The sequence below is a fragment of the Methanolobus bombayensis genome (assembly GCF_017873415.1).
In the GTDB taxonomy this organism is placed as follows: domain Archaea; phylum Halobacteriota; class Methanosarcinia; order Methanosarcinales; family Methanosarcinaceae; genus Methanolobus; species Methanolobus bombayensis.
In genome coordinates this window covers 1-22,008 of the sequence record NZ_JAGGKD010000011.1, presented here as the reverse complement: position 1 = coordinate 22,008, position 22,008 = coordinate 1, and the positions used below count along the sequence as shown (strand labels likewise).

Sequence of the window (22,008 nt, the reverse complement as noted above, 5' to 3'; positions counted from 1 at the left end):
TATATGGGATCAGAGGTGTCAGAGTTCCAGGATACTTACATGAATTCTATTGGTATAGAATTCATTCTAATTCCATCAGGCGAATTCGAAATGGGTTCTGATGCAAAGGAAAGGAACTGGTATAATAACGAAAAACCAGTTCATAAGGTTAGCATAGAAAATCCATTCTATCTTGGTAAATTTTTAGTTACGCAGGAACAATGGCTGGAAATAATGGGCAGCAATCCTTCCAAGTTTGTAAGGGAAAGCAGACCTGTTGACAGAGTTTCATGGAATAATGCACAGGAATTCATTAATAGACTGAATGAGAATGAGGATACTGAAAAGTACCGTCTGCCATCTGAAGCGGAATGGGAATATGCCTGCAGAGCTGGAACGGCTACAAGATATTCATTTGGTGATGATGAGTCGGAACTGAATGAATATTGTTATTACGGTAATTTGGATATTGGCTCCCATCCTGTTGGTCAGAAAAAACCCAATCCTTTCGGATTGTATGACATGCACGGAAATTCGTGGGAATGGGTACAGGATATGTATTTTGATAGTTATGAAGGTGCTCCTGCAGATGGTAGTGCCCGGGAAACTACTGATATTGCTGATATCTCTTCCTGGGTTATGAGAGTACTGCGTGGAGGAAGCTGGCAGACATCTGCTGCAGGATGCCGTTCTACAAGTCGTTATTATTATCCTCAGGTTGTAAAGCGCAATAGCAGTCGCATTGGTTTACGTGTTCTCAGGGAAATATGAATGTTTATCTATACACAACATTCAAAAGCTTCAGAGGGTCCTTACTTTTCTTAAACAAACGATATGCCAGCGGATATGCAAGTGGTCCCAATATCTCAAAGAGCTTCCTGTTTCTCTTTGAGTGTTTGAGCTTCTTGTGCAGATTCTCTTTTATCAATTTATCATAGGACTCTCCGGTCATAATACTCCGTGCAGCGAAATTTGCGCTCTGGAATGCATATCTCATCCCAAATCCCCAGAGATAGTCCTGAAGTCCTCCTGCCTCGCCTATGAGCATTGCACCGTCATCGTTGTAAAGGGTTTTTCTGATCTCAAAATACCCGTACCCTCCAAATTTATTACCGGCTTCAACCTCTTCCGGGTCAAAGTATTCTGAGAAATAGCCTATGGTGTTCTGCAGGTAGTTTTCGGAATCACGGACATTCCTGTTGTCAAAGACCGTTGCAATGGTGGCTTCACCATTTTTGATCAGCAGATATGAGTAGAATCCTTTTGCGATATCATCGCCAAAAGCCATGTGATAGCTATCAGGTCTTTTTGTGTTGAATTTGATTCCTTTGGCAAGGATATTCCCTTTTTCGGGACCTGTTGCAATCACATGAATCTGTTTGTTGTTATCAGGTTTTGTTCCGCAATATATGTTTACTCCAAGTTCTTTTGCCTGTTCTAAAAGGCATGTATCAAGACAATCAATAGCAGTGCCGCGTTTTACCAGATAACAAGCTTTATCACCTCTGAGGGTGCGTATCTTATCAGAATAGTGAAGGTTAAGTTCGCAGACAGGAACGTAATCAAAGGACAGGTCAATTCCAAAGGATCTGAGCTCACTAAGTACATCAGTTTCTTCAGACCAGTTCTCTATTCCCTGCCAGTCGCTGTTAAATCTGGTACCCGTTGCCTTTCTTTTTTCATAGATATTGACATTATAACCATTTTTTAGAAGGATGATGGCACAGGTCAGACCGCTTATTCCTCCACCGAGAATGTTTATTTCCTTATTCATTTTAGCACCTGATCAAAGTGGTCTAAGTACACTTTATGGAAGATTCTGTGCATATAATAACATGGGTATTTAAAAGGATTTTGTACTTTTCTGGATTGTTTTTTAGTCTCTTCTTTCTGTTCCATCAGGACGATAAGTATACATATAATAATTAATAGAACTTCCATTAATAACTGTAAATTGTATAAATGAGGTTTCAATATGGAAACTGTCAGGAAAGAATTTGATGATTTTGCATATCAGGAAATCAGATGCTAATGACCAGAGGAGCTTTCTTTTTGCACTGAAAAGTCTTCCTGTAAAGATTGAAAAATGTAAAAGCAGTAAGTATGAGAATTCCGTAACAACGCTCTGGATCATCGCGCAGTATTCTCAGCAAATATTTGAATTGAATAATATCTTCAAAAATTTTTATTGAATTTACAGAGAAGGTTCAAAGGGAGATGAGCAAATTATGATATTAAATTCCAGGTCAATGTGTTCTTTTTTGTTAACACTGTTAATTATATTTGCAGGAGTTACTGTCGTTCAGGCAGAATCTTCCGGAGATGAATGTTTAAGGGCAGTGGTAGAGGATATTAGTCCCAGTTCGGTCGGTAGGGATGAGGAATTCACACTGGGTATAAGTCTTGAGAACTGTGGTACTCAGGTTCCTGAGGATATCACGTTTGAGATAATCAGTGTTCCACCTGATATCATAATTACAGAAGACCTTGTTGCCTACATTCCACAATTTGTATACAAGGATAGTGAGAGGCAGTTGAGATACCATATGCGAACAACTCCCGATGCCACTCCTGGTCCTCATATTATTAAAATGAAACTAACATATGGGACCGGAAATGTACAAAGGACAACATATTATGAAGTCGAAGTTATAGTTACAGGTGAACACGCCGAGCCACGTATATCTTCTGTCAATACCAATCCGAAGTACATTAATTCAGGTGATACGGTTGACCTTGATCTGGAGATAGAAAATTTCGGGGATTCAATAGCAAAATCCGTAGAGGTTTACCTGGAACATGATTTTAAAGGTATTACAGGTTCTACCATCGGTGCACTTGCTTCAGGTGACACTCAAATAGCATCCTTCAAGTTCAAGGCTAACAGTTCAGGAACATTTGAAATTCCTGTTATCATCGAATATGAAGATGACTATGGCGTCCAGAAGGATGAATATGATATTCAGATAACTATTCTTGATAGTAAAGGCAGCCTGAACCTTGCATCCGTAAAAGTTGATCCGGTCCTTCCTCAAGTGGACGATACAGTTGAACTGACAATGAGGATCGAGAACTCCGGTGACAGGACAATTAATTCTATACGTGTCTACGCAGATCACCCTTTCCAGGGACTTAAAGAATCCTTTATCGGAACCCTTGATCCGGATGAGGATGGTCCTGCAGTTATCACTTTTGTGGCAGATCAGGCAGGGGAGTTCGAGATTCCTGTCACCATTACATACATTGATGATTTCGGAGAGGAGCAGATCGAAACAAAGATCAATGTTATTGTAATGAAACAAAATGGAGGAGCAGGAACAATATTGCTTGTAGCGCTGTTCCTGGCGATTATCGGTGGACTTGTCTACAATAATTACAGGACTAAAAAGTCAAAGGATAAGATCATAAAGCAGTTAATGGAAGGTGGTAGTGCTCCGGTTGAGGAAAAGGAAGAATAGAGGTCTTCGTTATGATAGATGATATCAGGGTTGGAGCTCTCATTGCAGGAAGCAGCATAAAACGAGGGAACAAAAAAACACTTGTGTTCATCGTATTTGTCCTTTCCCTTATTTTCATGAACCTGGTCTTCCTTCCATCAATGATAGGAGGAATGACAGTCCTGTTTACCGGTTTCATGCAGGATTATCCTTATGGGGATATTGTGATCGAACCGACAGGGGATAACACATACATCAACAATGCCGATAATGTGCTGCAGAAGGTACGAGCCGTTGAAGGCGTCAGAGCAGCAACAAAGCGATTGGATGTGGGGGCATCCATCGAGCATAAACAGAATATTGTGGGGGTGACCGTGACGGGTGTTGTTCCTACAGAAGAATATGATATATCGCAATATCCGCACATTATCAAAGAAGGAGATTTTCTGGGAGAACTTTCCAGAGATGAAATCATAATCGGCTCTATTATTTCAGGCACAAGCACTACATTTGGTGAAATATATGATGATCTTGGTGAAACCAGAGTTGGATCACTTGTTGAAGTGACATATAGTAATGGTGTGAAAAGGACCTACAAGGTAAAGGGGATCATGGAGGGGAACTTCGAACTTGTAGACCTGAATGCTCTGGTTCACTATAAGGAAATAGAGGATGTATATGGACTTGATAATGGTAAAGCCACCAGTGTTGTGGTCAGGATCGATGAAGCAGGAACTGAAGAGCAGATGAAGGATAAGATCAGGGAAGCCGGTGTGAACGAGCAGATATTTTCATGGGCTGACAAATCTGAGACTCTTATCAGGCAAGCAATGCAGAGTCTGGGTGCAATAGATGTCATGTCAAAATTTGTAGGTCTCATCGTGGGTGCAGCATTAATACTGATAATAATCTACATCAATATATTAAACAGGAAAAAGGAGATAGGAATATTGAAAGCTGTGGGCATCACTCCAAGGTCAATAGTATTGTCCTATGCATTCCTCAGTATGTTCTATGTATCCCTTGGAATTTTTGCGGGATTGATACTATACCTGTCACTTATGCTCTATTTCCAGGCAAATCCGGTTGTATTCTATGAGACCATGAAAATAAGACCGGTGATTGACCCAATGTTGCTCATTCAAAGTGTATTCACCATGCTTACATTATCAGTTATAGCCGGAACACTTCCTGCATGGAGTGTATCAAAGGAAAGTATACTCAAAGCCATATGGGGACGTTGAAATGATACTGATACAGGATCTAAAAAGGTATTATGGTTCAGGTAGCACAACAGTGAAGGCTCTTGATGGTGTTTCCTTTGAGATAAAAAAAGGGGAGTTTGTAGCTATAATGGGAGCTTCAGGAAGTGGGAAAACAACTCTTTTGAGGATTCTTGCATTACTTGATGACGCCACAGAAGGAAAATACACCATCCGGGGCCTGAAGGTTTCCAGTCTCCCTGAAGCAGAGAGGAGTTACTATCGACTGACCCAGGTGGGTTATGTGTTCCAGGACTATGCCCTTATCAACGAAATGACTGCCGCCGAGAATGTGTACATTCTTTCCATGATGGAAGGTAAGTCTAAGAAGGAATCCTATAAGGTTGCCCTTGAAGCACTGGACAAGGTTGGCCTGAAAGATAAACATGACAGGGTCCCCGATGAGTTATCAGGAGGAGAAAAACAAAGGGTAGCCATTGCAAGGGCCATAGCCAAAAAACCTGACATTATGTTTGCCGATGAGCCCTGTGCAAACCTGGATACCAGAAACTCAGAACAGGTGCTGGATGTGTTCAAAGACCTGAACGACAATTATGGTCAGACTATTGTGATGGTAACACACGAACCATGGCATGTCAGGTATGTGGACCGTGTCATCACATTCCAGGATGGTGTTCTGGTCAGTGATGAGTGGATAGAGGATCGTTAGTTCATGATCCGATCCTCAGTCTCATATTTCCTCGATGGCACTAGAATACTTTATTCTCTTGATTCTGTTCCGATGGGGTGCTCAGTCACCAGTGAAGGTTGTTCGATAACTCCCATTGTATTTACAATTCCAAACACAATTCCAAGAGTTATGCCTCCGATTCCAAGGAAGGCATAGGCATCGTAGAGTGTTCCGGTCTTCAGGATTGGCTGAATTATTATCGGACTGACCAGTTGTCCCAGGAAAAGCACTGTTGTAAACCCTGAAAATATCTTTCCACGGGATTCTTCCGGTGCGATCCTTCCAAGCCAGCTGAGATTTGTAGCATTGATGATACCAAAAGCAATTCCTGTGATTATTAGTCCACCTATGAGTGAGATCATGTCAGGTGCAATTGAAAGGATGAAAACTCCGACTCCTAGCATGATAAAGAAGAAGAGATTCGTCTTCATTTCTGTAAGGTATCCGGATACCTTTACCTGTCCAAGTGCTCCGACAGTACCTAAGAGACCTGGTATTGATATTAGAACACCAATGAGTAATGCTGATGTGATGCCTCTCTCATCCAGTACGAAGGGAAGCTTTGTCGGTACTGAGAAGAACAGAACCATTAGTGTGAATGTAGCAACGTAGATAAGAGCAATACTTTTGAGTGGCAGTTTCTTTTCTTTAAAATGCTTCTCAACATTATTGCTTACATTGTGATGTTTATTTTCACCATTTTGACTATTTTCATTGCTGTTTTTTGATCCGCTGAGTGATATCATAGCTCCAGGAATTACCAGGAGTGCTATGAGATAAATGTAAAATGGAGCGTGCCAGCTTATATCTGCAAGAGCACCGCCTGCAACTTCAAGTACCACGGCTCCAAAACCCATACATGCGGATTGGAGCCCTATTTTTTTCTTAAGCTCAGCGCCGGAATAGTTGTCTGCTAAAAGGGCGGTGGCACAGATGGTCATTCCAGCAATGCCAATCCCGAGCAAGACTCTGAAGGCAAGAATCAGGTAGAGTGAATTTAGAACTGCACCGGTAGAACCTACAAGTGCAAATATTGCAAGACCTATCATGAGCAGATTCTTTCTGCTGTATTTGTCAGCAAGTATTCCTATGAAAGGTGAACTGATAATAATTCCCAGTGCTGGAAGGGTTACTACCATGGAAACCAGAAGACCTGCGTCAGGTACGTTAGCAAAGAATTCCAACATCTCCGGAAGTGCTGGTGCAACAGCGGCTGAACCCATGATTGTGAGCATGGATGCACTGAGGATGACTATGAGCTTTAAAGTCTCATTTTTTTGCTTTGAATTTTGACCTGTTACTGGTCTTTCAGGGGAAATTCCTTCCATTTTCTGTCACCTTTTTCGTAAGCGTTTTCATAACTGTTCTTTGCTATTTTACGAAGCAACGTCTTTGCCTGTATTTTTTCTTCTTCTGTAAATCCTAAGAATGCGGCTTTTTCCCATTCTCTGTCTATTTGTAGGACATCAGGAATTAGTTCTTCACCGGTCTCAGTAAAATAAAGCCGTACAGCCCGGCGATTATTCTCATCAATTGTGCGTTTGACAAAACCTTTTTCTTCAAGCACATTGATCGCCCGGGCTATGCTTCCTTTATCTATCAGCAACTTTCCAGCAAGTGAATCCTGTGTAATTCCCTGTTCGATTGAAAGTGTCATGAGTACGAAGAACTGACCAGCTGATAGGCCAAGTTCTTTCATTCTGTGATTTATCTTCACGAAATGACTTCGATAAGTCATTGAAATGAAAGCTCCGAGGGGTATGTCGTCCACTTTTACACCATATTTTCAGTTGTCTGTACAACTGTTGTTATGACAACAATAATGACTTGTCAGATATTTAAATATATTGTTCAAAGCAAATTAAAGCTAAACAGATAGTTTATAAAAATCCTCACATGAAAAAAGATTCAGGATTTTGATATTATGCATGTTATAGTTGAAAATATATCAAAAAATACTGCAGAAGGGCATATCCCCTTCTGAATTCTGTATTAACTGGATTATAATCTCAGCTTCATCTCTCAGATCATCAGCCTGGGAAGAACTCAGTTTTCCTGCCATTTCCATCTTATTGACAAAACTGATGAAATCTTCCAGTTTCTTGATGGCTTTATCAGTTTAGAGCAAGAAGACCACCATTTTCAAATGGTGGATAAATTGCGTCAAATATAGCAAACAATTAAATATTACTTTAATGTATGGATATTTGTATAAAATGTTTGCTTTTTTACATTGAGTGGTTTAGATGAAACGAGGTTATCAATATCGAATATACCCTAACAAAGAACAAAGAATTTTGTTAGAACAACATTTTGGTAGTATTCGATTCGTTTACAACCGGTCACTTTTCATAAAGAATACTATGTATTCCAAGTTCAAGATCAATGTTACTGAAATTGATTTGAATAACAATCTAACTTCTCTCAAAGAATTTCATCCATGGTTGAAAGATCTAAATTCACAATCCTTACAACAGGCCAACAGGAACTTGTTAACTGGATTTAAGAATTTCTTTGAAGGAAATGGGGATTATCCTACAAGAAAGAGTAAGAGAGACAATAATTTCTCGTTTCAGGTTCCTCAAAATTATCAAATAAATCTAACCACATCAAAGATATATTTGCCAAAAGTAGGGTGGATTAAGATAGTTCTTCATAGAGATTTTCTTGATAAAGAATTCATTGAGAACAAACTTCTTATAAAACAAGTTAATGGTGAACTTATTCTTGATCAGAAACTTAACAAGGAATTTGATATCCTTAAAACTCTGACTGTTTCCAGGACATCAGCTGGAAGATATCATGTAAGCATACTTATTAATGATCATGTTCCTGAACCAATATCAGTTGAATTCCATGAAACAACAACAATAGGAATTGATGTAGGAATAAAGTCATTTGCTATTCTTTCATCTGGAGAGGTCATTGATAATCCTAAATATTTGCTAAAATCTCTTAAGAAATTGAAGAAACTACAAAGAGCAGTTAGCAAAAAACAAAAAGGTTCTAAAAATCGGAAAAAAGCAATATTAAAATTAGCAAAACAACATCAGTTAGTAGCTAATCAAAGAAATGATTTTCAGCATAAGGTTTCCATAAAGATAATCAGTGAAAGCCAAGCAATTTGTCTTGAAGACCTTAATGTATCTGGAATGATCAAGAATCATAAACTTGCTCAAGCCATCAGTGATGTTGGATGGTCTGAATTCATCAGGAAATTAACTTATAAAGCAGAATGGTATGGAAAAACCATTCTAAGAATTGGTAGATTTGCTGCGTCATCAAAGTTGTGTAATGTTTGTGGATATAAAAAAGATGATCTTACTCTTAAGACAAGAGAATGGGAATGTCCTTCATGCAAAACATTTCATGACAGGGATGTTAATGCAGCTATCAACATCAAAAACATTGCTTTGAATAACTTAAACACCGTAGGAACTACGGAAAGAGCTTGTGGACTTACTGACATTAGTCAGAGGTATGAAGCAAGAAGCCACTCAATTTATTGAGTGGTAGTTCACCATTTACTTACCCCCACTTAATAAGTAAGATGCATAAAGAATGCCATCTATGCATCATATAAAATTCTAATTTCAAAGTATTAATAGCTTTTTTTAACCAAATCACTCAAATATCGCTGACCTGAAATCCAGAATTAGATAATTTGATCAACAATTTGGAAAATTTTAACTCAAAAGCGAGAAGTCCCCTTCCTCGGAACGTAGCGACAGGTAGGGGATGAAAGCGTCATAAACCAATCAAAAAACAGTATCAAACACTAACAATTAAATAATCTTAAATCATAATATAAATCAGGTATTTTTTATGCAATTGACATTACCAATTAAAATACAGTCTACTCCAGAACAGGAATCTGTTCTATGGGATCTATCGGAGAAATGTAGGCTTATTTACAATTTTAGTTTGAAAGAACGTCAGGATGCATATCGAAATAAAACTAAAATCAATTATATCATGCAACAAAATAAGTTGCCTGAAATTAAGCAAAGGTTTCCTGATTATAATATAGTATATTCCAAAGTACTACAAGGATGTTTGAAATGTCTTGACAACGATTATAAGTCTTTTTTCAACTTGAGAAAGAACAAAGATATTAACGCAAGACCTCCTGGATTCAAAGGTAAAAAGTATTTCACTACGATGATCTACAATCAATCCGGATTTAGTATCACTGCTTCCAATGATAATGTTCTTGTAAGTAAATCAATGGATACTCGAATTCATAAACCAGAAATTAAGTATTCGCAACAAGACAAAATCTACATTGATCTCTCACACAAACATCCTTCTGGAATACCTTTGAGATTTGAACTTCCAGCTATTCTGCTTGAAAAACAAATATTTAGTAAAGCTACTGATATTGATCAGGTAAATATCTATCAGAAAGACAAAGAATTTTACATCTCAATTACTTATGAAGTTCCTGCAGTAAAACATTATGATAATAATAGTTATCTTGCGATTGATATTGGTAGTTCAAAACAAACAATGGTTGATTCTGATGGCAAATTCAAGGAATTGAAGAATAGAAGACCAGAAAAGTATTGGGAACCTAAGATCCAGTCAATCCAATCTCGAAGAGATCATTGTAAGAATAAAAGCAGGAAATGGAAACAACTGAATAAGAATTTAGTCAGAATGAAAAGGAAATCATCTAATCAGTTGAAAGATAACCAGCATAAAATTACTCGAAATATAGTTGATAGTACGAATGCCAATACCATCATTATTGGTAAACTTGATGTCAAACAAATGGCTTCAAAGAAGCCTAAAGCAAGTAAAAAAGATAGGAGTACCAATCGTGGTACTCATAATTCAGGATATATAGGACGATTTGCTCAATTCTTAACCTACAAAGCTGAAAGTTTAGGTAAGAGAGTAATAAGAATTGATGAATCTTATACCTCGAAGAAATGTTGTATTTGTGGAGCTATCAAGAATATGTCACTTAATGACAGAACTTATGAATGTGATTATTGTGGTAATATTCTTGACAGAGATATGAATAGTAGCGTGAACATTCTCTTAAGGTATTTCAAACATAATGCTTTGTGGACAAGCTATCAATCAATGATTGATAATCTACGACAAACAGGTTTGTTGATCGGAATCATTCCCAACAGAATGATTACGAAATGAGACTTACACTCGTAGGAAGCTCCTTCCTCGACAGCCGAAGGCTGGCAGGGAGGGGTAGTTCACTAGCATTGCTAAGAAGGTTATACAGGATTTGCTGGAACTTAACCTTGTCTGCATGGATATTTCTATTATTGATGCTGTTGATCAACTTAAACAATACTCTTAAATATCACCTAATCCAATCCTAATTTAATGCAAAATCCTACCACAATTCAGACTGTGAGCTTAGTATCCGTGTCTGTAGTAGTGGTAGTGCTAAACGCTTGAGCATGACAATTGAAACTTTTCTGGCTCAAGTGCGCTGTTTTTTGGTTACTTTACTGATTAGTGTATCCTGTGCCGGAATCGTTTCTTTCACGGAGAATTACAATGGAAGAAATGAATGGAGCAGAAATATTAGTTAAAAGTCTGGAAGACCTCGGGGTCAAACAAATATTCGGTTACACAGGAGCTGCAATACTCCCGGTATTCCATGCCCTCGAAAAGAGTGATATCGAGATAGTCATCAACTCCAACGAGCAGTCGGCAGCCTTCAGTGCCGCCGGTTATTCCCGGTCATCAGGCGAGGTCGGTGTTGCCATAGTCACATCTGGACCTGCGATAACCAACACACTCACAAGTGTCGCGGATGCCTATGGTGACAGCATTCCTCTGCTTGTCTTTGCAGGGCAGGTCCCTGAGCATAAGATAGGTACCGACTCATTCCAGCATGTCAATGTACAGGGCATCTTCGGGGAAGCTGCCAAGAAGGTCATGCTGGTTTCAAACGATGATGACCTTGAAGCAATGATCAAGGATGCCTACTACTTTGCAAAATCCGGAAAACCCGGGCCTGTTGTCATAGATATCCCGCTGGATAAACAGCAGAAGATGCATGAATACCAGGGCATGAATGTAATGAGATTCGAGGAAAGTTACCACGACGACAGGCATCTCTGTGAGGAACAATGCGAGGAATTCTTCCGACTGTTCCTTAACTCAAAAAGACCACTTCTTTATCTTGGAGGCGGTCTCAATTCTGAAGCCGGAAGTCATGCTATCAGGGAGTTCAATAACTACTTCAGGATACCCTCGGTCAACACTCTCATGGCAAAAGGTGTTCTGGACAGCCGAGATGACCTCAACCTCGGAATGCTGGGGATGTTCGGTACACCCTATGCCAACATGCTGATACAGGAAAATGATTTTTTCTTTGCTATCGGTGTTCGCTGGGATGACAGGGTTGCGGAGAAGGTCGGGTTTGCCATAGGCACAGATATTGCCTATATTGATATCAATCCCGAGAAAATGCACCAGATAAAGATCGAAAGAGGACCTAAATTCTCCTTTATAGGAGATGCTGCAACGGCTATTATGGACCTGCTGAACTATGCTAAAAAGCACAACATCGAATTGAATATCCATGAATGGCAGGAACGTGCCAGATTCCTGAAGAGGTCCTGGCCACTGGATTATAACCGGCAGTCCAAACATATCCAGTCTGCTGAGGTTATGTCCCTGTTGTCAAACTATGTTGATAGCAATACCAGAATAACCACAGGTGTCGGCAACCATCAGATGCTTGCAGCGCAATATATGCCAATGCAAAAGCCAAAATCCTTCATGACATCAGGTTCCTTTGGCACAATGGGTTTTTCTGTGCCAACATCTATTGGCGTTCACTTTGCAAATCCCGATGCAAGAGTTATAGCCATAGACGGAGACGGTAGTCTGCGGATGAACCTTGGAGAACTGCATACAATCGCATCTTTCAACCTGCCGATCAAGATACTCATGCTGAATAACAGGAGTGATGGAATGGTCATGAACCTGCAGGATGTTGCATATGAAGGTATCAGAACAGGAACTCAGAGGCCAAAGGATGTTCATTTTGCAGAAATTGCAGAGTCCTTCGGTTTTGCTTTTGCAGAAAGAATTATTAAAAGAGCAGATTTGAAAGACGGAATGGAGGCTTTCCTGCACTCAGAAGGACCATGTTTCCTTGAGATTTGCACTGACAGGGAAGAAGTTCTTTATCCAAAGGTTCCGGCAGGTGGGGCTTACAAGGATATGATTCTCGGGCCTTATATAAAAGGAAGTTCAGCATAATATTGAAACCGGAATGTGCAGACAGAAACTTTAAAACCCCGGCTCTGTAGAAATCCTTGGTATTCTAATGGAAGTCGAAATTAACAATAATTCATAAAGTACTATATGCTATTGAATATATTTCCTAATTTCAACCTATTGCTATTGATTTCAATAGGATTTCTACAAAACCATTTAACTCTTAAGACAAGAGAATGGGAATGTCCAACATGCAAGACATTACATGATAGGGATTTAAATGCTGCTATCAACATTAAAATAATTGCTTTGAATAACTTAAACACCGTAGGAACTATGGAAAGAGCTTGTGGACTTACTGGCGTTGGTCAGAGGAATGAAGCAAGAAGCCACTGGTTTTAACCAGTGGTAGTTCACTAGGAGATATATACACGAAAAAAGTGTACGCTTTTGTATGCTCTATGAACAATCGACTTTAATCATTAATGAACTAATTCTAGTCAACTACCAACCTATAAATAGGGTGGTAGTTGACGCGGCCATAAAATGTTACCATACAGTAACTTACTGCATAGTAAGTATACAATAGTTATGTTTTTGGTGCATCACATAGCCTTTATTGCGTTGGAGTAAGAAGACCGCCGTTTTCAAACTCATATTAAATCAAAGATTTAATGGGAGTTCTAGTTCTTCGAACTGGAAAAGGTGTATGAATTCTTTCAGTAAATGTGATAAAATGCCTAGTTTTCTAACTACACTTGCCCGCTTAATTATGTCAAATGGACAAAGTATTATGTTATTTTATTGATTTTTTACAACTTAATATATTTTTTAACAAACTTAGTAAATGATGCAATATCACATTCAAGAGAATTATTTTAGTTTTTCAATGAGAAGCTTCTCATTGAATATAAAATATTTTGTGCATAATATACAATAATATTATATAGTAGTTGGGCGTGGCAAATTCTACTGTAAAATATTGCAGAGAAAAGTACCATCAATGGAATCATTATAAATAAAACACCTAAGTGAAAACATGAAACAAAACGAAATCGCAGAAGAACTTGCCAAAGAACAAAAGGCAATAAGTGTAGCAGAGTTCTTTGAAAAAAACAGACATATATTAGGTTTTGACTCTAAACCAAGATGTTTGAACACAACCATTAAAGAAGGCGTGGATAACTCGCTTGATGCTTGTGAAGATGCAGGGATACTTCCTGAAATAAGTATAATGGTTAAAAAGTCTAGTAAATATAATGTCATCATTACTATTGAGGATAATGGACCAGGTATTACCAAAGAACAAATTCCTAAAGTATTTGCTATATTATTGTATGGTTCAAAGTTCCATCATTTAAAACAGAGTCGTGGACAACAAGGAATTGGGATATCTGCAGCTGTTCTCTATTCGCAGCTTAGCTCTGGTGCCAGTACGAAAATAATATCAAAAACCGGCCCTGGAAAACCTGCACACTATTTTGAATTGATGATAAATACCAACACAAACGAACCAGAAATTCTCAAGCACGAAGAAATTGATTGGTATCGTCCACATGGAACAGGTATCGAAATGGAAATGAAAGCCTCCTACGTAAGTGGTAGAAAACAGTCCGTCTATGAATATCTAAAAGCGTCTGCAATTGTTAATCCCCATGCTCGAATATCACTCACTGAACCAAGTGGTGAAACAGTCGTATTCGAAAGAGCAACTGAAATACTTCCAATTCCTGCAAAAGAGGTATTACCTCATCCCCATGGAATCGAAATTGGTACTCTCATGAAAATGGCTAAAAGTACCTGCAGACAAAAAATATTAACATTTCTGATTGATTCTTTTGCAAAGATTGGACGTCTTGCTGCTGAAGAGATTTGTGAAAAAGCTGATGTCAATCCTGAACTGGATCCCCATATAATTGACAGGGATCAAACAAATAGACTTCTCGATGCCTTTTCAAAAGTAAAACTGATGTCCGCACCGACTTATTGCTTGTCCCCTATTGGTCAAGACCTTATGAAAGAAGGTCTCAAAAAGGAGTTTAATGTTGATCACATAGCTACCACCACCAGGCCCCCTCAAGTACATTCTGGGAATACTTTCCTTATTGAGGTTGGTATTGGATATGGTGGTGATTTGAAAAATGATGACACAATCAGTGTCATGCGCTTTGCGAACAAAGTCCCTCTTTTGTATCAACAGGGTGGATGTTTGATAACAGAAGCAATAAAGTCTGTCAACTGGACATATTATGGTATCAGTCATCGTATTGGATATCTACCAACCGGTCCACTAGTGATACTAGTGCATGTTGCTTCAACGAATATACCCTTCACTTCAGAATCAAAAGATGCTATCGCGGATATTCCTGAAATTAGGGCCGAGATTCAAAGGGCAATAAAAGAGGTTGCGAAGAAAGTGGCTGATCATAAAAAAACTCTAGATAAAATAAAAACAAAAAATGAGAAGAAGATTATAGTCTCTAAAATTCTTCCTCGAATAGCAAAGAATGTGTCACAGATGGTCGATAAAGAAGTTCCCAATATAACTCCTGTAGTTGCAAGAGTCATGGAAAACTTGTTGTTTGAGAGAGTTGTGGAATTGAAGGAAAATGGTTTTGCTAATATTTCTATCAATATCAGTAATTTTTCACATAAAAAGCAACAATTTAGCATACATGATGTAGTTCCTTTTGAGATATTAAATGCTGATCCAGAGCCTCTGGTTAAAGATATTGGACTAGAATATGACTATACATGGGACATAAGTGTTTCAGCAGGCTCGTCGAAAGTCATTAGCTATTTTGTTGAAACTTTAGACGAAGTAGAGATTGAATCATTACCAGAAATAATTGTAGAAGGTCTTGATGAAAGTTTTTTTAATGGAGCAATAGCTATACACGGGTGAAATTCATGAACAATAAATTTAATAATTATAGAAAAGAGGACGATAAAGTTGCAACAGACCGCCTGTTAGATTTTGCAAATAAACTCTATGAACAGATGGAAAATGGATATGAGCCAAGTTTAACACTCCCAAGTCGCTCTAGGAATAATATAATACACAATGAGGACACCGACGTTTGGACTTACGGTGACAGAAAAACTAAAACCAGTGCAAAATCTAAAAAGGGTGCTTTAAAGTTGCTGCAGAGATCTGAGCTTGCGAATTTTCTCCAAAATAATCATTTGAAACAAAACAAAGGTTCGACTTTGAGGGAATTATATTATATCTCAGAGGGATGGGATATAGCAAAATTCAAGGATCAACATGAAAGTGACCGTGCGATAGAGGATTTTGAGATAATATGTGGTTTGCAAAGAGAATATTTCCATGTACGTCCAGAGGAAGATGGTGCTACCATGTTAGGACCGATTCGTTTACGAGAAACAACAAGGCGAGGAGATCATATAGTTCATTGTCAGGAAGATATCGGACAAAGTGGTTATACAATACCTTTTAATGTGGAGAATCTCGAGTTATTAGAGTCCGATGCAAAGTTTATACTAGCTGTTGAAACTGGTGGCATGTATGCCAGACTCATAGAGAATGGTTTTGACCAAAAATATGATGCCGTTCTTGTACATCTCAAAGGTCAACCTTCACGTTCAACACGTGTCCTTATGAAAAAGATGAACGAGAGGTTTGATCTGCCGATTGCCGTTTTTACAGATGCCGATCCATGGTCTTATCGTATTTTTTCCACGATTGCTTATGGAGCGATTAAAACTGCTCATTTGTCAGAAGATCTAGCAATTCCGGGTAGCAAGTTTGTTGGTGTTCAACCATCGGATATTGTAGATTATGATCTTTCTACTGATAAGTTAAAAGAAAAAGACATAGAAGCTTTGAGAAGTGAACTAATAGATCCCCGGTTTCAAAGCAATTACTGGGAAAAACAAATAAGATTGCAGCTTGAGATTAATAAAAAAGCAGAACAACAGGCTTTTGCAGGAAAAGGTTTGGATTATGTGACAGATGTATATTTGCCTGATAGACTGACAGAATTGGGAGTAATATAATTACTCTATTTAGAAATGAAAGTTGAGAATATGTGGGAATATAAACAAGTAATAGTAATACCTGAAGATGTTGAAATGTCTCCAGGAAAGCTTGGAGTTCAGGTTGCTCATGCATCCATAACTCCGATCCTCAAAAATCTGGACCTTCTTGATGATATTAAAGAATGGTTCGATGATGGAAAACAACAAAAGAAAGTTGTTCTGAAGATCAAGAACCGAAACAAATTATTGAACTTCAGAGACAAAGCCATTGATGAAGGATATATCTGTGAACTTATACGCGATGCTGGAAGGACGGAAGTGGAACCCGGGACAATTACAGCATTGGGTTTTTTCCCTATGAAAAGTGAAGATATCGATAAATTAACAAAGAAACTGAGTTTATTCTCATGAAAATTCTACTTGAAAGTAGTCAGTTCTGTTTGCGGTAATTATTATGGATAGTGCCGCCTGCGGCGGGTGGCTGTACTGTTTTAATTAGCAAAGAGCTTTATAGGTTTCCAATAAAAACAAAAAACTACTAAACTTACAATGCTCGACTGGAAATAAAGACACATAATAAAAGAGTAAGATATATTGCTTCGTTATATTTACCTGTGTCAGCTTTAGACATCATTGTGCATTAAAATGAAGACAAACTCTTTCCCAAGTTTTTGTTTTTGAAGGTGACCAATTTCTTCTAAATTAAATAAATCGCTCCGTGCAGTAGCATAAGATACACCTTGTGTGTTCATTACCTCTTTTATTGTCAGAGTTTTTTGTGGGTACTTGATAAATTGTTTCATTATATCGCGTTGCCTGATGTTCAGTTTATCTGACTCTTTTATGCCTTTCAATGCTTGATACTGCTCTTTTTGTTTCTTATCAAGATAGTTTTGAATTTCATGTAATGATTCTATTATAGCAGTTAAGTTGAATTTGATAAAATATGTCAAGTCGCCAATCTCTTTTTCTTTATCCCAAAAAAAATCAGATTCAGAGTATTGATAAGCCAATTTGTATTGTCTTCTCTTTTTGTAAATAAGGCGTGACACTGACATATATTCAAAAAGCCAATAATCGTTCTTTAGTACATACCAATAAAAAAGACTTCTACCTGTCCTTCCATTTCCATCATTAAATGGGTGAATGTAATTCAGTAAATAGTGAAGGAAAATTCCTTTAATTACAGGATGGATAAATGTTTTGCTGTCTTCATTTGCAAAGTTACATAATTCGTTTATTAGTGCAGATATTTCTTCTTTCTTTGGCGGAATATGCAATACTTCGCCATCATTATCGAAAACTCTAATATCATCATTGTCCCTATAAACCCCTTCATCATCAGGATTTTCGAGGGTGTCTTCAGTCATCATCTTTTGAATTTTGAGAAGGAGTTCAGGTGTCATTTCCTCATTTTTTATTTCTAACACGTATCTCATAGTGTTATAATTATTGAGGATCATCTTTTCATCTTTATTTGTTGGCTTTCTTTTTTGCCTTAACATTTCTTTGGCAACTCTACGTGAGGGAGTTGCTCCTTCTATTTGACTGGACGCAATGGCTTCTTCCATAAGGGAATTCAGTATATATTTATCACGAGTGTCGGATATGGCATCTATGGTGCTTGAAAGATTTCCTGCTGCACCTTTGTCAAGGATATGTAATTTCTCTTGAAAATCTTCAAGTATTGTATAAGAAAAAGAATATGGGCCAAAATTAACAATTAAAGGGCTTTCTATAGTTCTAAAAAACTTCATTAAATACCATAAATAAAGTGGTTTTATTGGAATCTTTTTTTTTCTATTTTTAACCTCTTCCCAATGAAGATAACGTCTGTTATAGTCAACAACGAATTTTATTACTTCGGAATCGTGGAAATACTTCATAGCTTCATTTCTTTCTTCAGAACCTAGTATGGGCACATCAGAGATTTTCTTCATATTATCAATATTTATATTTTTTCATATTCTATGACTTAATACTTAATAATGATATCTATTAATTTGATAGTTTTTAACAGATACCAATAGTTCAGTATGTATGTGAAAAAACTATTAATTTGATAGATATTAACAGATACCAATAATTAATATTTGCTTAGTAGATGTCGAAGCTATTACTGTTTTATCTTATTGTTTTTCTTTTGATTATTCTATAGACCTTTTGTTTTCTTCTGTATTCCACATTTTATGTCAGAATAATTTCAAAATACAAATTAGAAATAAGGTTGAAAACAGAGCACTTTCAACCTGAAGACCACTTTCGTTAATCAGGAGAGTTGTACTACCCAGATGATCTGACAGATACCACTCCATGCCTTCATCCGTCTGCTTGGCTATGCGCTCGTCGTCGCGGAAGAAGTAACTGGTGGCAGTGCCCTTCTCAATCTCATAGAAATGATTTACATAGTAGCTAAACTCACCATTAGAGTTCTGTTTCTTGACTCTCTGGCCGTTGGTATCGTATCAGTATTTCTCTACAAGAGAATTATTTCCAGAATAGCGAACCTCAGATAGTTGGTTAGCATCGTTGTAAGTGTAAATGAAATCTTCATCCTCAACCAAATTCCCGTTGGCATCGTAATCCAGAATGTTTCCGTTATACGTGTCAGGGGCATGGAAAGGTGTCAGGTTATAGCTGTATGAAGAGATCGTGACATAGTTCCCGTTAACTTGCCTTATCGAACCATACTGGTCATAGATAAAGTCTCTTTGGTATGTCGGGGTGCTGTTGATCGATACATCCGCGCTGGTCAACCTGTCAAGGTCATCGTATCCGTATGTCTTCACGGAATTGAGCACATTATCTTCGATCTCAAGGATGTTTCCTACATTGTCGAAATCATAGTTAAGGTCCTGCAGGGTTGCAGTGTATATCCTGTTCAGCAAAAGCTTTTCAGAATCATAGCTATAGCTGGTGTTCACTCCATTTGAAAGCTCCTTTGTGGTGATCTGGTTCCTTGCATTGTAGTCAAGGTTGTCCACTACGCCCTCAACACTCTCCAGCAGGGTCTGGGTATTGTAGCTCAGGTTGGCACTGTTGCCATCGGGATAGGTGATACCTGTCGGCCTGTCCTTGCTGTCGTACTCGTAGGACGTTGTGTAGTCGGTTGTACCAAATATCACCGTTTCACTCAGAACCCTATAGCGCTGGTCGTAGTCGTAAGCCGATGAAATGTTCCCTTTAGTGACTTGTGAAAGAGTGCCATTGTACTCAAGATCATCGAGTATAATAGAGGATATTAAGTAGAATTGTCGATTATAATCGGTAATTTTATTTAATTTGAAAGCAAGTATGTAATCATGGAACAGCTGATAGAAGACGTACTGGAAAAGCAGAATCCATGGTGGTTCGGAAAAACTTACAGTACAGGTATACCCCGCCTTCAGTACTATCCACGCTTATCCAAATATTTGAATACGGAAGAGATATTACTCATACTCGGTGCAAGAAGAACCGGCAAATCGACTCTCATATACCAGCTCATACGCAGTCTTGAACTGCCTGAAGATGAAATGGAATCGGTACTGTACATGAACCTTGATGAGCCTGTTTTCCAGAGCCAGGCAGAACGTGCAGATCTGCTTTCAGGCATTATTGAAGACCACATTGCAGCTACGAAAAAAGAAAGATACTTCATCTTCCTTGATGAGGTCCAGAACTTCAAGTACTGGACCCAGACACTTAAAACGTTGTATGATACTGACAAGCGCCTGAAGTTTATATTGACAGGTTCCACATCATCCCTGCTTGAAAAGAAGACCATCACACGCCTCTCAGGAAGATACCTTGCATTAACGGTCTATCCATTAACCTTTAGGGAGCAACTGGATTTCAAGGGGCTCAAAAGGCCGACATCTGCAGAGAAAAGACTTGAGTTTGAGGAATATCTCAGGCATGGCTCTTTCCCCAGGATATCTCTGGAAGAGGATACAGACATAAAAGAAGAGCTTCTGAAGAACTATTATGAGACCATATACCTGAAGGACATCATCTTTCCTCATAAGCTGAGGAACAACAGGGATGTAATTAACCTGCTGTATTTCATCATCTCAAATGTAGGAAAACCTTTTTCCTATAACAGCATGGCAAATGCCCTTGAAATATCGGCAGACACTGTTAAAGAGTACCTGGGTTATGCAGAGGACTCATATCTTTTATATTCCATCAATAAGTTCGATTATTCTCTCAGGAAACAACTTGCAAACCCAAAGAAGATCTACTGCCTTGATACAGGTATGATAAATGCTGTATCATTCAGGTTCTCAGAGAACTATGGCAGGCTGCTTGAGAACCTGGTGTTCATAGAACTTGTGAGAAGACAGAGTGAAGTATATTATCACAAAGGAACGTATGAATGTGATTTCCTGATAAAGACGAAGCAAAGGATAACCGGTGCCATCCAGGTTACAAAAGAGTTGAACCCTGATAACAGAAAACGTGAGCTTGAAGGATTACTTGAAGCAATGAAAGCTCATGACCTGCAGGAAGGACTCATACTCACAAGGGATATTTCAGATATGATTGAGATAGATGGAAGGAAGATTTTGATCAAACCTGTATGGAAATGGTTACTTGAAGAAGAGACTTCCAGTCTTTGAAATGATGATATTAAAGAATGGTTCGATGATGGAAAACAACAAAAGAAAGTTGTTCTGAAGATCAAGAATCGAACCAAATTATTGAATTTCAGAGACAAAGCCATTGATGAAGGATATATCTGTGAACTTATACGCGATGCTGGAAGGACAGAAGTCGAACCAGGGACAATTACAGCATTGGGTTTCTTTCCTATGAAAAGTGAAGACATCGATAAATTAACAAAGAAACTGAGTTTATTCTCATGAGCAGTTAATTCTGTTTGCGGTAATTGTTATGGGATGTGCCGCCTTTGGCAGGATAGTTGTGTTGTTTTAGTTATGCAGAAGAGACTATTGATTCTTATCATACTTTTTTCTCTAAAAGGGTTGGCAATGCCTATGACACACACTTCTTTAGAAAAGAAGAGTCTTATGTTCCCTGAAATACTGAACTGGGCTGATAAACTCGGTGTGGATCCAAACGATTGCAAACCTGAAAGATCATTCTTACAAAACACTATCAGCAAAATAAAAAATAAGTTCTCATCTCCAGAGCTGATCCTGGATGAATGAACGCTTAATGTTTTACTAGGGCCTTTGGAATCTCCTGTTTTTTCATTTCTCCGGAATGATCTCAAAGATCCGTTCTTATTGGAGGCGTTGAAATGTATAATGCAACACTTGTGCAATATGGAAATGATTTTCTAATCTCTAACAATGCTTGTTTTTCTATCTCATTCTTTCACTATGGAATATGGTGAACTCCTCCTCCCTGCCAGCCTTCGGCTGTCGAGGAAGGAGCTTCCTACGAGTGTAAGTCTCATTTCGTTATCATTCTGTTGGGAATGATT

At 38.2% G+C, this 22,008-nt stretch carries 20 protein-coding genes; 14 read left to right on the top strand and 6 right to left on the bottom strand.

All coding sequences use genetic code 11. The features are described 5' to 3' along the window. The first annotated feature begins 3 nt into the window (after positions 1-3). Positions 4-750, top strand: a complete 747-nt coding sequence (locus tag J2746_RS11535; RefSeq protein ID WP_209620945.1) for a formylglycine-generating enzyme family protein — start codon at positions 4-6, stop codon at positions 748-750. A gap of 4 nt (positions 751-754) precedes the next feature. Here the strand turns inward: J2746_RS11535 and J2746_RS11530 are convergent, their stop codons facing one another. Continuing rightward, positions 755-1,753: an NAD(P)/FAD-dependent oxidoreductase gene (locus J2746_RS11530; RefSeq protein WP_209620942.1), complete on the bottom strand. Its 999-nt coding sequence runs from the start codon at positions 1,751-1,753 to the stop codon at positions 755-757. 454 nt (positions 1,754-2,207) lie between these two features. On the opposite strand from J2746_RS11530, the gene J2746_RS11525 reads away from it, so the two are divergent. From J2746_RS11525 to J2746_RS11515, 3 genes are read left to right on the top strand one after another with little or no spacing between them, the layout of a single operon-like run. Next, positions 2,208-3,437, top strand: a complete 1,230-nt coding sequence (locus J2746_RS11525; RefSeq protein ID WP_209620939.1) for a COG1361 S-layer family protein — start codon at positions 2,208-2,210, stop codon at positions 3,435-3,437. Between the two features lie 11 nt (positions 3,438-3,448). Then, positions 3,449-4,660, top strand: a complete 1,212-nt coding sequence (locus tag J2746_RS11520; RefSeq protein ID WP_209620936.1) for an ABC transporter permease — start codon at positions 3,449-3,451, stop codon at positions 4,658-4,660. 1 nt (position 4,661) lies between these two features. Continuing rightward, positions 4,662-5,348, top strand: coding sequence for an ABC transporter ATP-binding protein (locus J2746_RS11515; protein ID WP_209620933.1), 687 nt, complete (start codon positions 4,662-4,664; stop codon positions 5,346-5,348). Positions 5,349-5,398: 50 nt separating this feature from the next. Here the strand turns inward: J2746_RS11515 and J2746_RS11510 are convergent, their stop codons facing one another. The 3 genes from J2746_RS11510 to J2746_RS15015 all read right to left on the bottom strand — a co-directional run bounded on the left by J2746_RS11510 (position 5,399) and on the right by J2746_RS15015 (position 7,476). After that, the gene (locus J2746_RS11510; protein ID WP_209620930.1) at positions 5,399-6,697 is read right to left on the bottom strand and encodes an MFS transporter; all 1,299 of its coding nucleotides are present in this window, start codon (positions 6,695-6,697) and stop codon (positions 5,399-5,401) included. After that, positions 6,667-7,140, bottom strand: coding sequence for a MarR family winged helix-turn-helix transcriptional regulator (locus J2746_RS11505; protein ID WP_209620927.1), 474 nt, complete (start codon positions 7,138-7,140; stop codon positions 6,667-6,669). Before J2746_RS11505 ends, J2746_RS11510 begins: the two co-directional genes overlap by 31 nt. Positions 7,141-7,317: 177 nt before the next feature. Then, a complete protein-coding gene (locus J2746_RS15015; protein WP_425342653.1) occupies positions 7,318-7,476 on the bottom strand; it encodes a hypothetical protein in 159 nt (52 codons plus the stop codon). 139 nt (positions 7,477-7,615) lie between these two features. On the opposite strand from J2746_RS15015, the gene J2746_RS11500 reads away from it, so the two are divergent. The 7 genes from J2746_RS11500 (at position 7,616) to pth2 (ending at position 16,988) form a co-directional block, all read left to right on the top strand. Then, positions 7,616-8,878, top strand: coding sequence for an RNA-guided endonuclease TnpB family protein (locus J2746_RS11500; protein WP_209620924.1), 1,263 nt, complete (start codon positions 7,616-7,618; stop codon positions 8,876-8,878). 316 nt (positions 8,879-9,194) lie between these two features. Next, positions 9,195-10,529 carry an RNA-guided endonuclease InsQ/TnpB family protein gene (locus J2746_RS11495; protein WP_209620922.1) on the top strand — a complete coding sequence of 445 codons (1,335 nt, stop codon included), beginning with the start codon at positions 9,195-9,197 and terminating at the stop codon, positions 10,527-10,529. Between the two features lie 369 nt (positions 10,530-10,898). After that, positions 10,899-12,617 (top strand): thiamine pyrophosphate-binding protein, encoded by a 1,719-nt coding sequence (locus J2746_RS11490; protein ID WP_209620919.1) that lies wholly within the window; start codon positions 10,899-10,901, stop codon positions 12,615-12,617. A 105-nt stretch (positions 12,618-12,722) separates the two neighbouring features. Continuing rightward, the gene (locus J2746_RS11485; RefSeq protein WP_425342652.1) at positions 12,723-12,977 is read left to right on the top strand and encodes a zinc ribbon domain-containing protein; all 255 of its coding nucleotides are present in this window, start codon (positions 12,723-12,725) and stop codon (positions 12,975-12,977) included. A 637-nt stretch (positions 12,978-13,614) separates the two neighbouring features. Beyond that, on the top strand, positions 13,615-15,480 hold the full coding sequence (locus tag J2746_RS11480; protein ID WP_209620916.1) for a DNA topoisomerase VI subunit B: 1,866 nt from the start codon (positions 13,615-13,617) through the stop codon (positions 15,478-15,480). 5 nt (positions 15,481-15,485) lie between these two features. After that, complete coding sequence (locus J2746_RS11475; RefSeq protein WP_209620913.1) at positions 15,486-16,595, top strand: DNA topoisomerase IV subunit A; 1,110 nt, start codon at positions 15,486-15,488, stop codon at positions 16,593-16,595. Between the two features lie 15 nt (positions 16,596-16,610). Continuing rightward, positions 16,611-16,988: an aminoacyl-tRNA hydrolase gene (gene pth2 / locus J2746_RS11470; protein ID WP_209620910.1), complete on the top strand. Its 378-nt coding sequence runs from the start codon at positions 16,611-16,613 to the stop codon at positions 16,986-16,988. A gap of 212 nt (positions 16,989-17,200) precedes the next feature. On the opposite strand, the gene J2746_RS11465 is transcribed toward pth2, so the two are convergent. Together J2746_RS11465 and J2746_RS11460 are read right to left on the bottom strand one after the other, a co-directional pair. Continuing rightward, positions 17,201-18,517 (bottom strand): Fic family protein, encoded by a 1,317-nt coding sequence (locus J2746_RS11465; protein ID WP_209620894.1) that lies wholly within the window; start codon positions 18,515-18,517, stop codon positions 17,201-17,203. A gap of 525 nt (positions 18,518-19,042) precedes the next feature. Then, complete coding sequence (locus J2746_RS11460) at positions 19,043-19,807, bottom strand: hypothetical protein (RefSeq protein WP_483414101.1); 765 nt, start codon at positions 19,805-19,807, stop codon at positions 19,043-19,045. Between the two features lie 72 nt (positions 19,808-19,879). Between J2746_RS11460 and J2746_RS11455 the strand changes: the two genes are divergently transcribed. The 3 genes from J2746_RS11455 to J2746_RS11445 all read left to right on the top strand — a co-directional run bounded on the left by J2746_RS11455 (position 19,880) and on the right by J2746_RS11445 (position 21,730). Then, positions 19,880-21,178, top strand: coding sequence for an ATP-binding protein (locus J2746_RS11455; protein ID WP_209620886.1), 1,299 nt, complete (start codon positions 19,880-19,882; stop codon positions 21,176-21,178). Between the two features lie 9 nt (positions 21,179-21,187). After that, positions 21,188-21,424, top strand: coding sequence for a peptidyl-tRNA hydrolase (locus J2746_RS11450; RefSeq protein WP_209621051.1), 237 nt, complete (start codon positions 21,188-21,190; stop codon positions 21,422-21,424). A gap of 132 nt (positions 21,425-21,556) precedes the next feature. Beyond that, positions 21,557-21,730, top strand: a complete 174-nt coding sequence (locus J2746_RS11445) for a hypothetical protein (RefSeq protein ID WP_209620883.1) — start codon at positions 21,557-21,559, stop codon at positions 21,728-21,730. Positions 21,731-22,008: the final 278 nt, after the last annotated feature.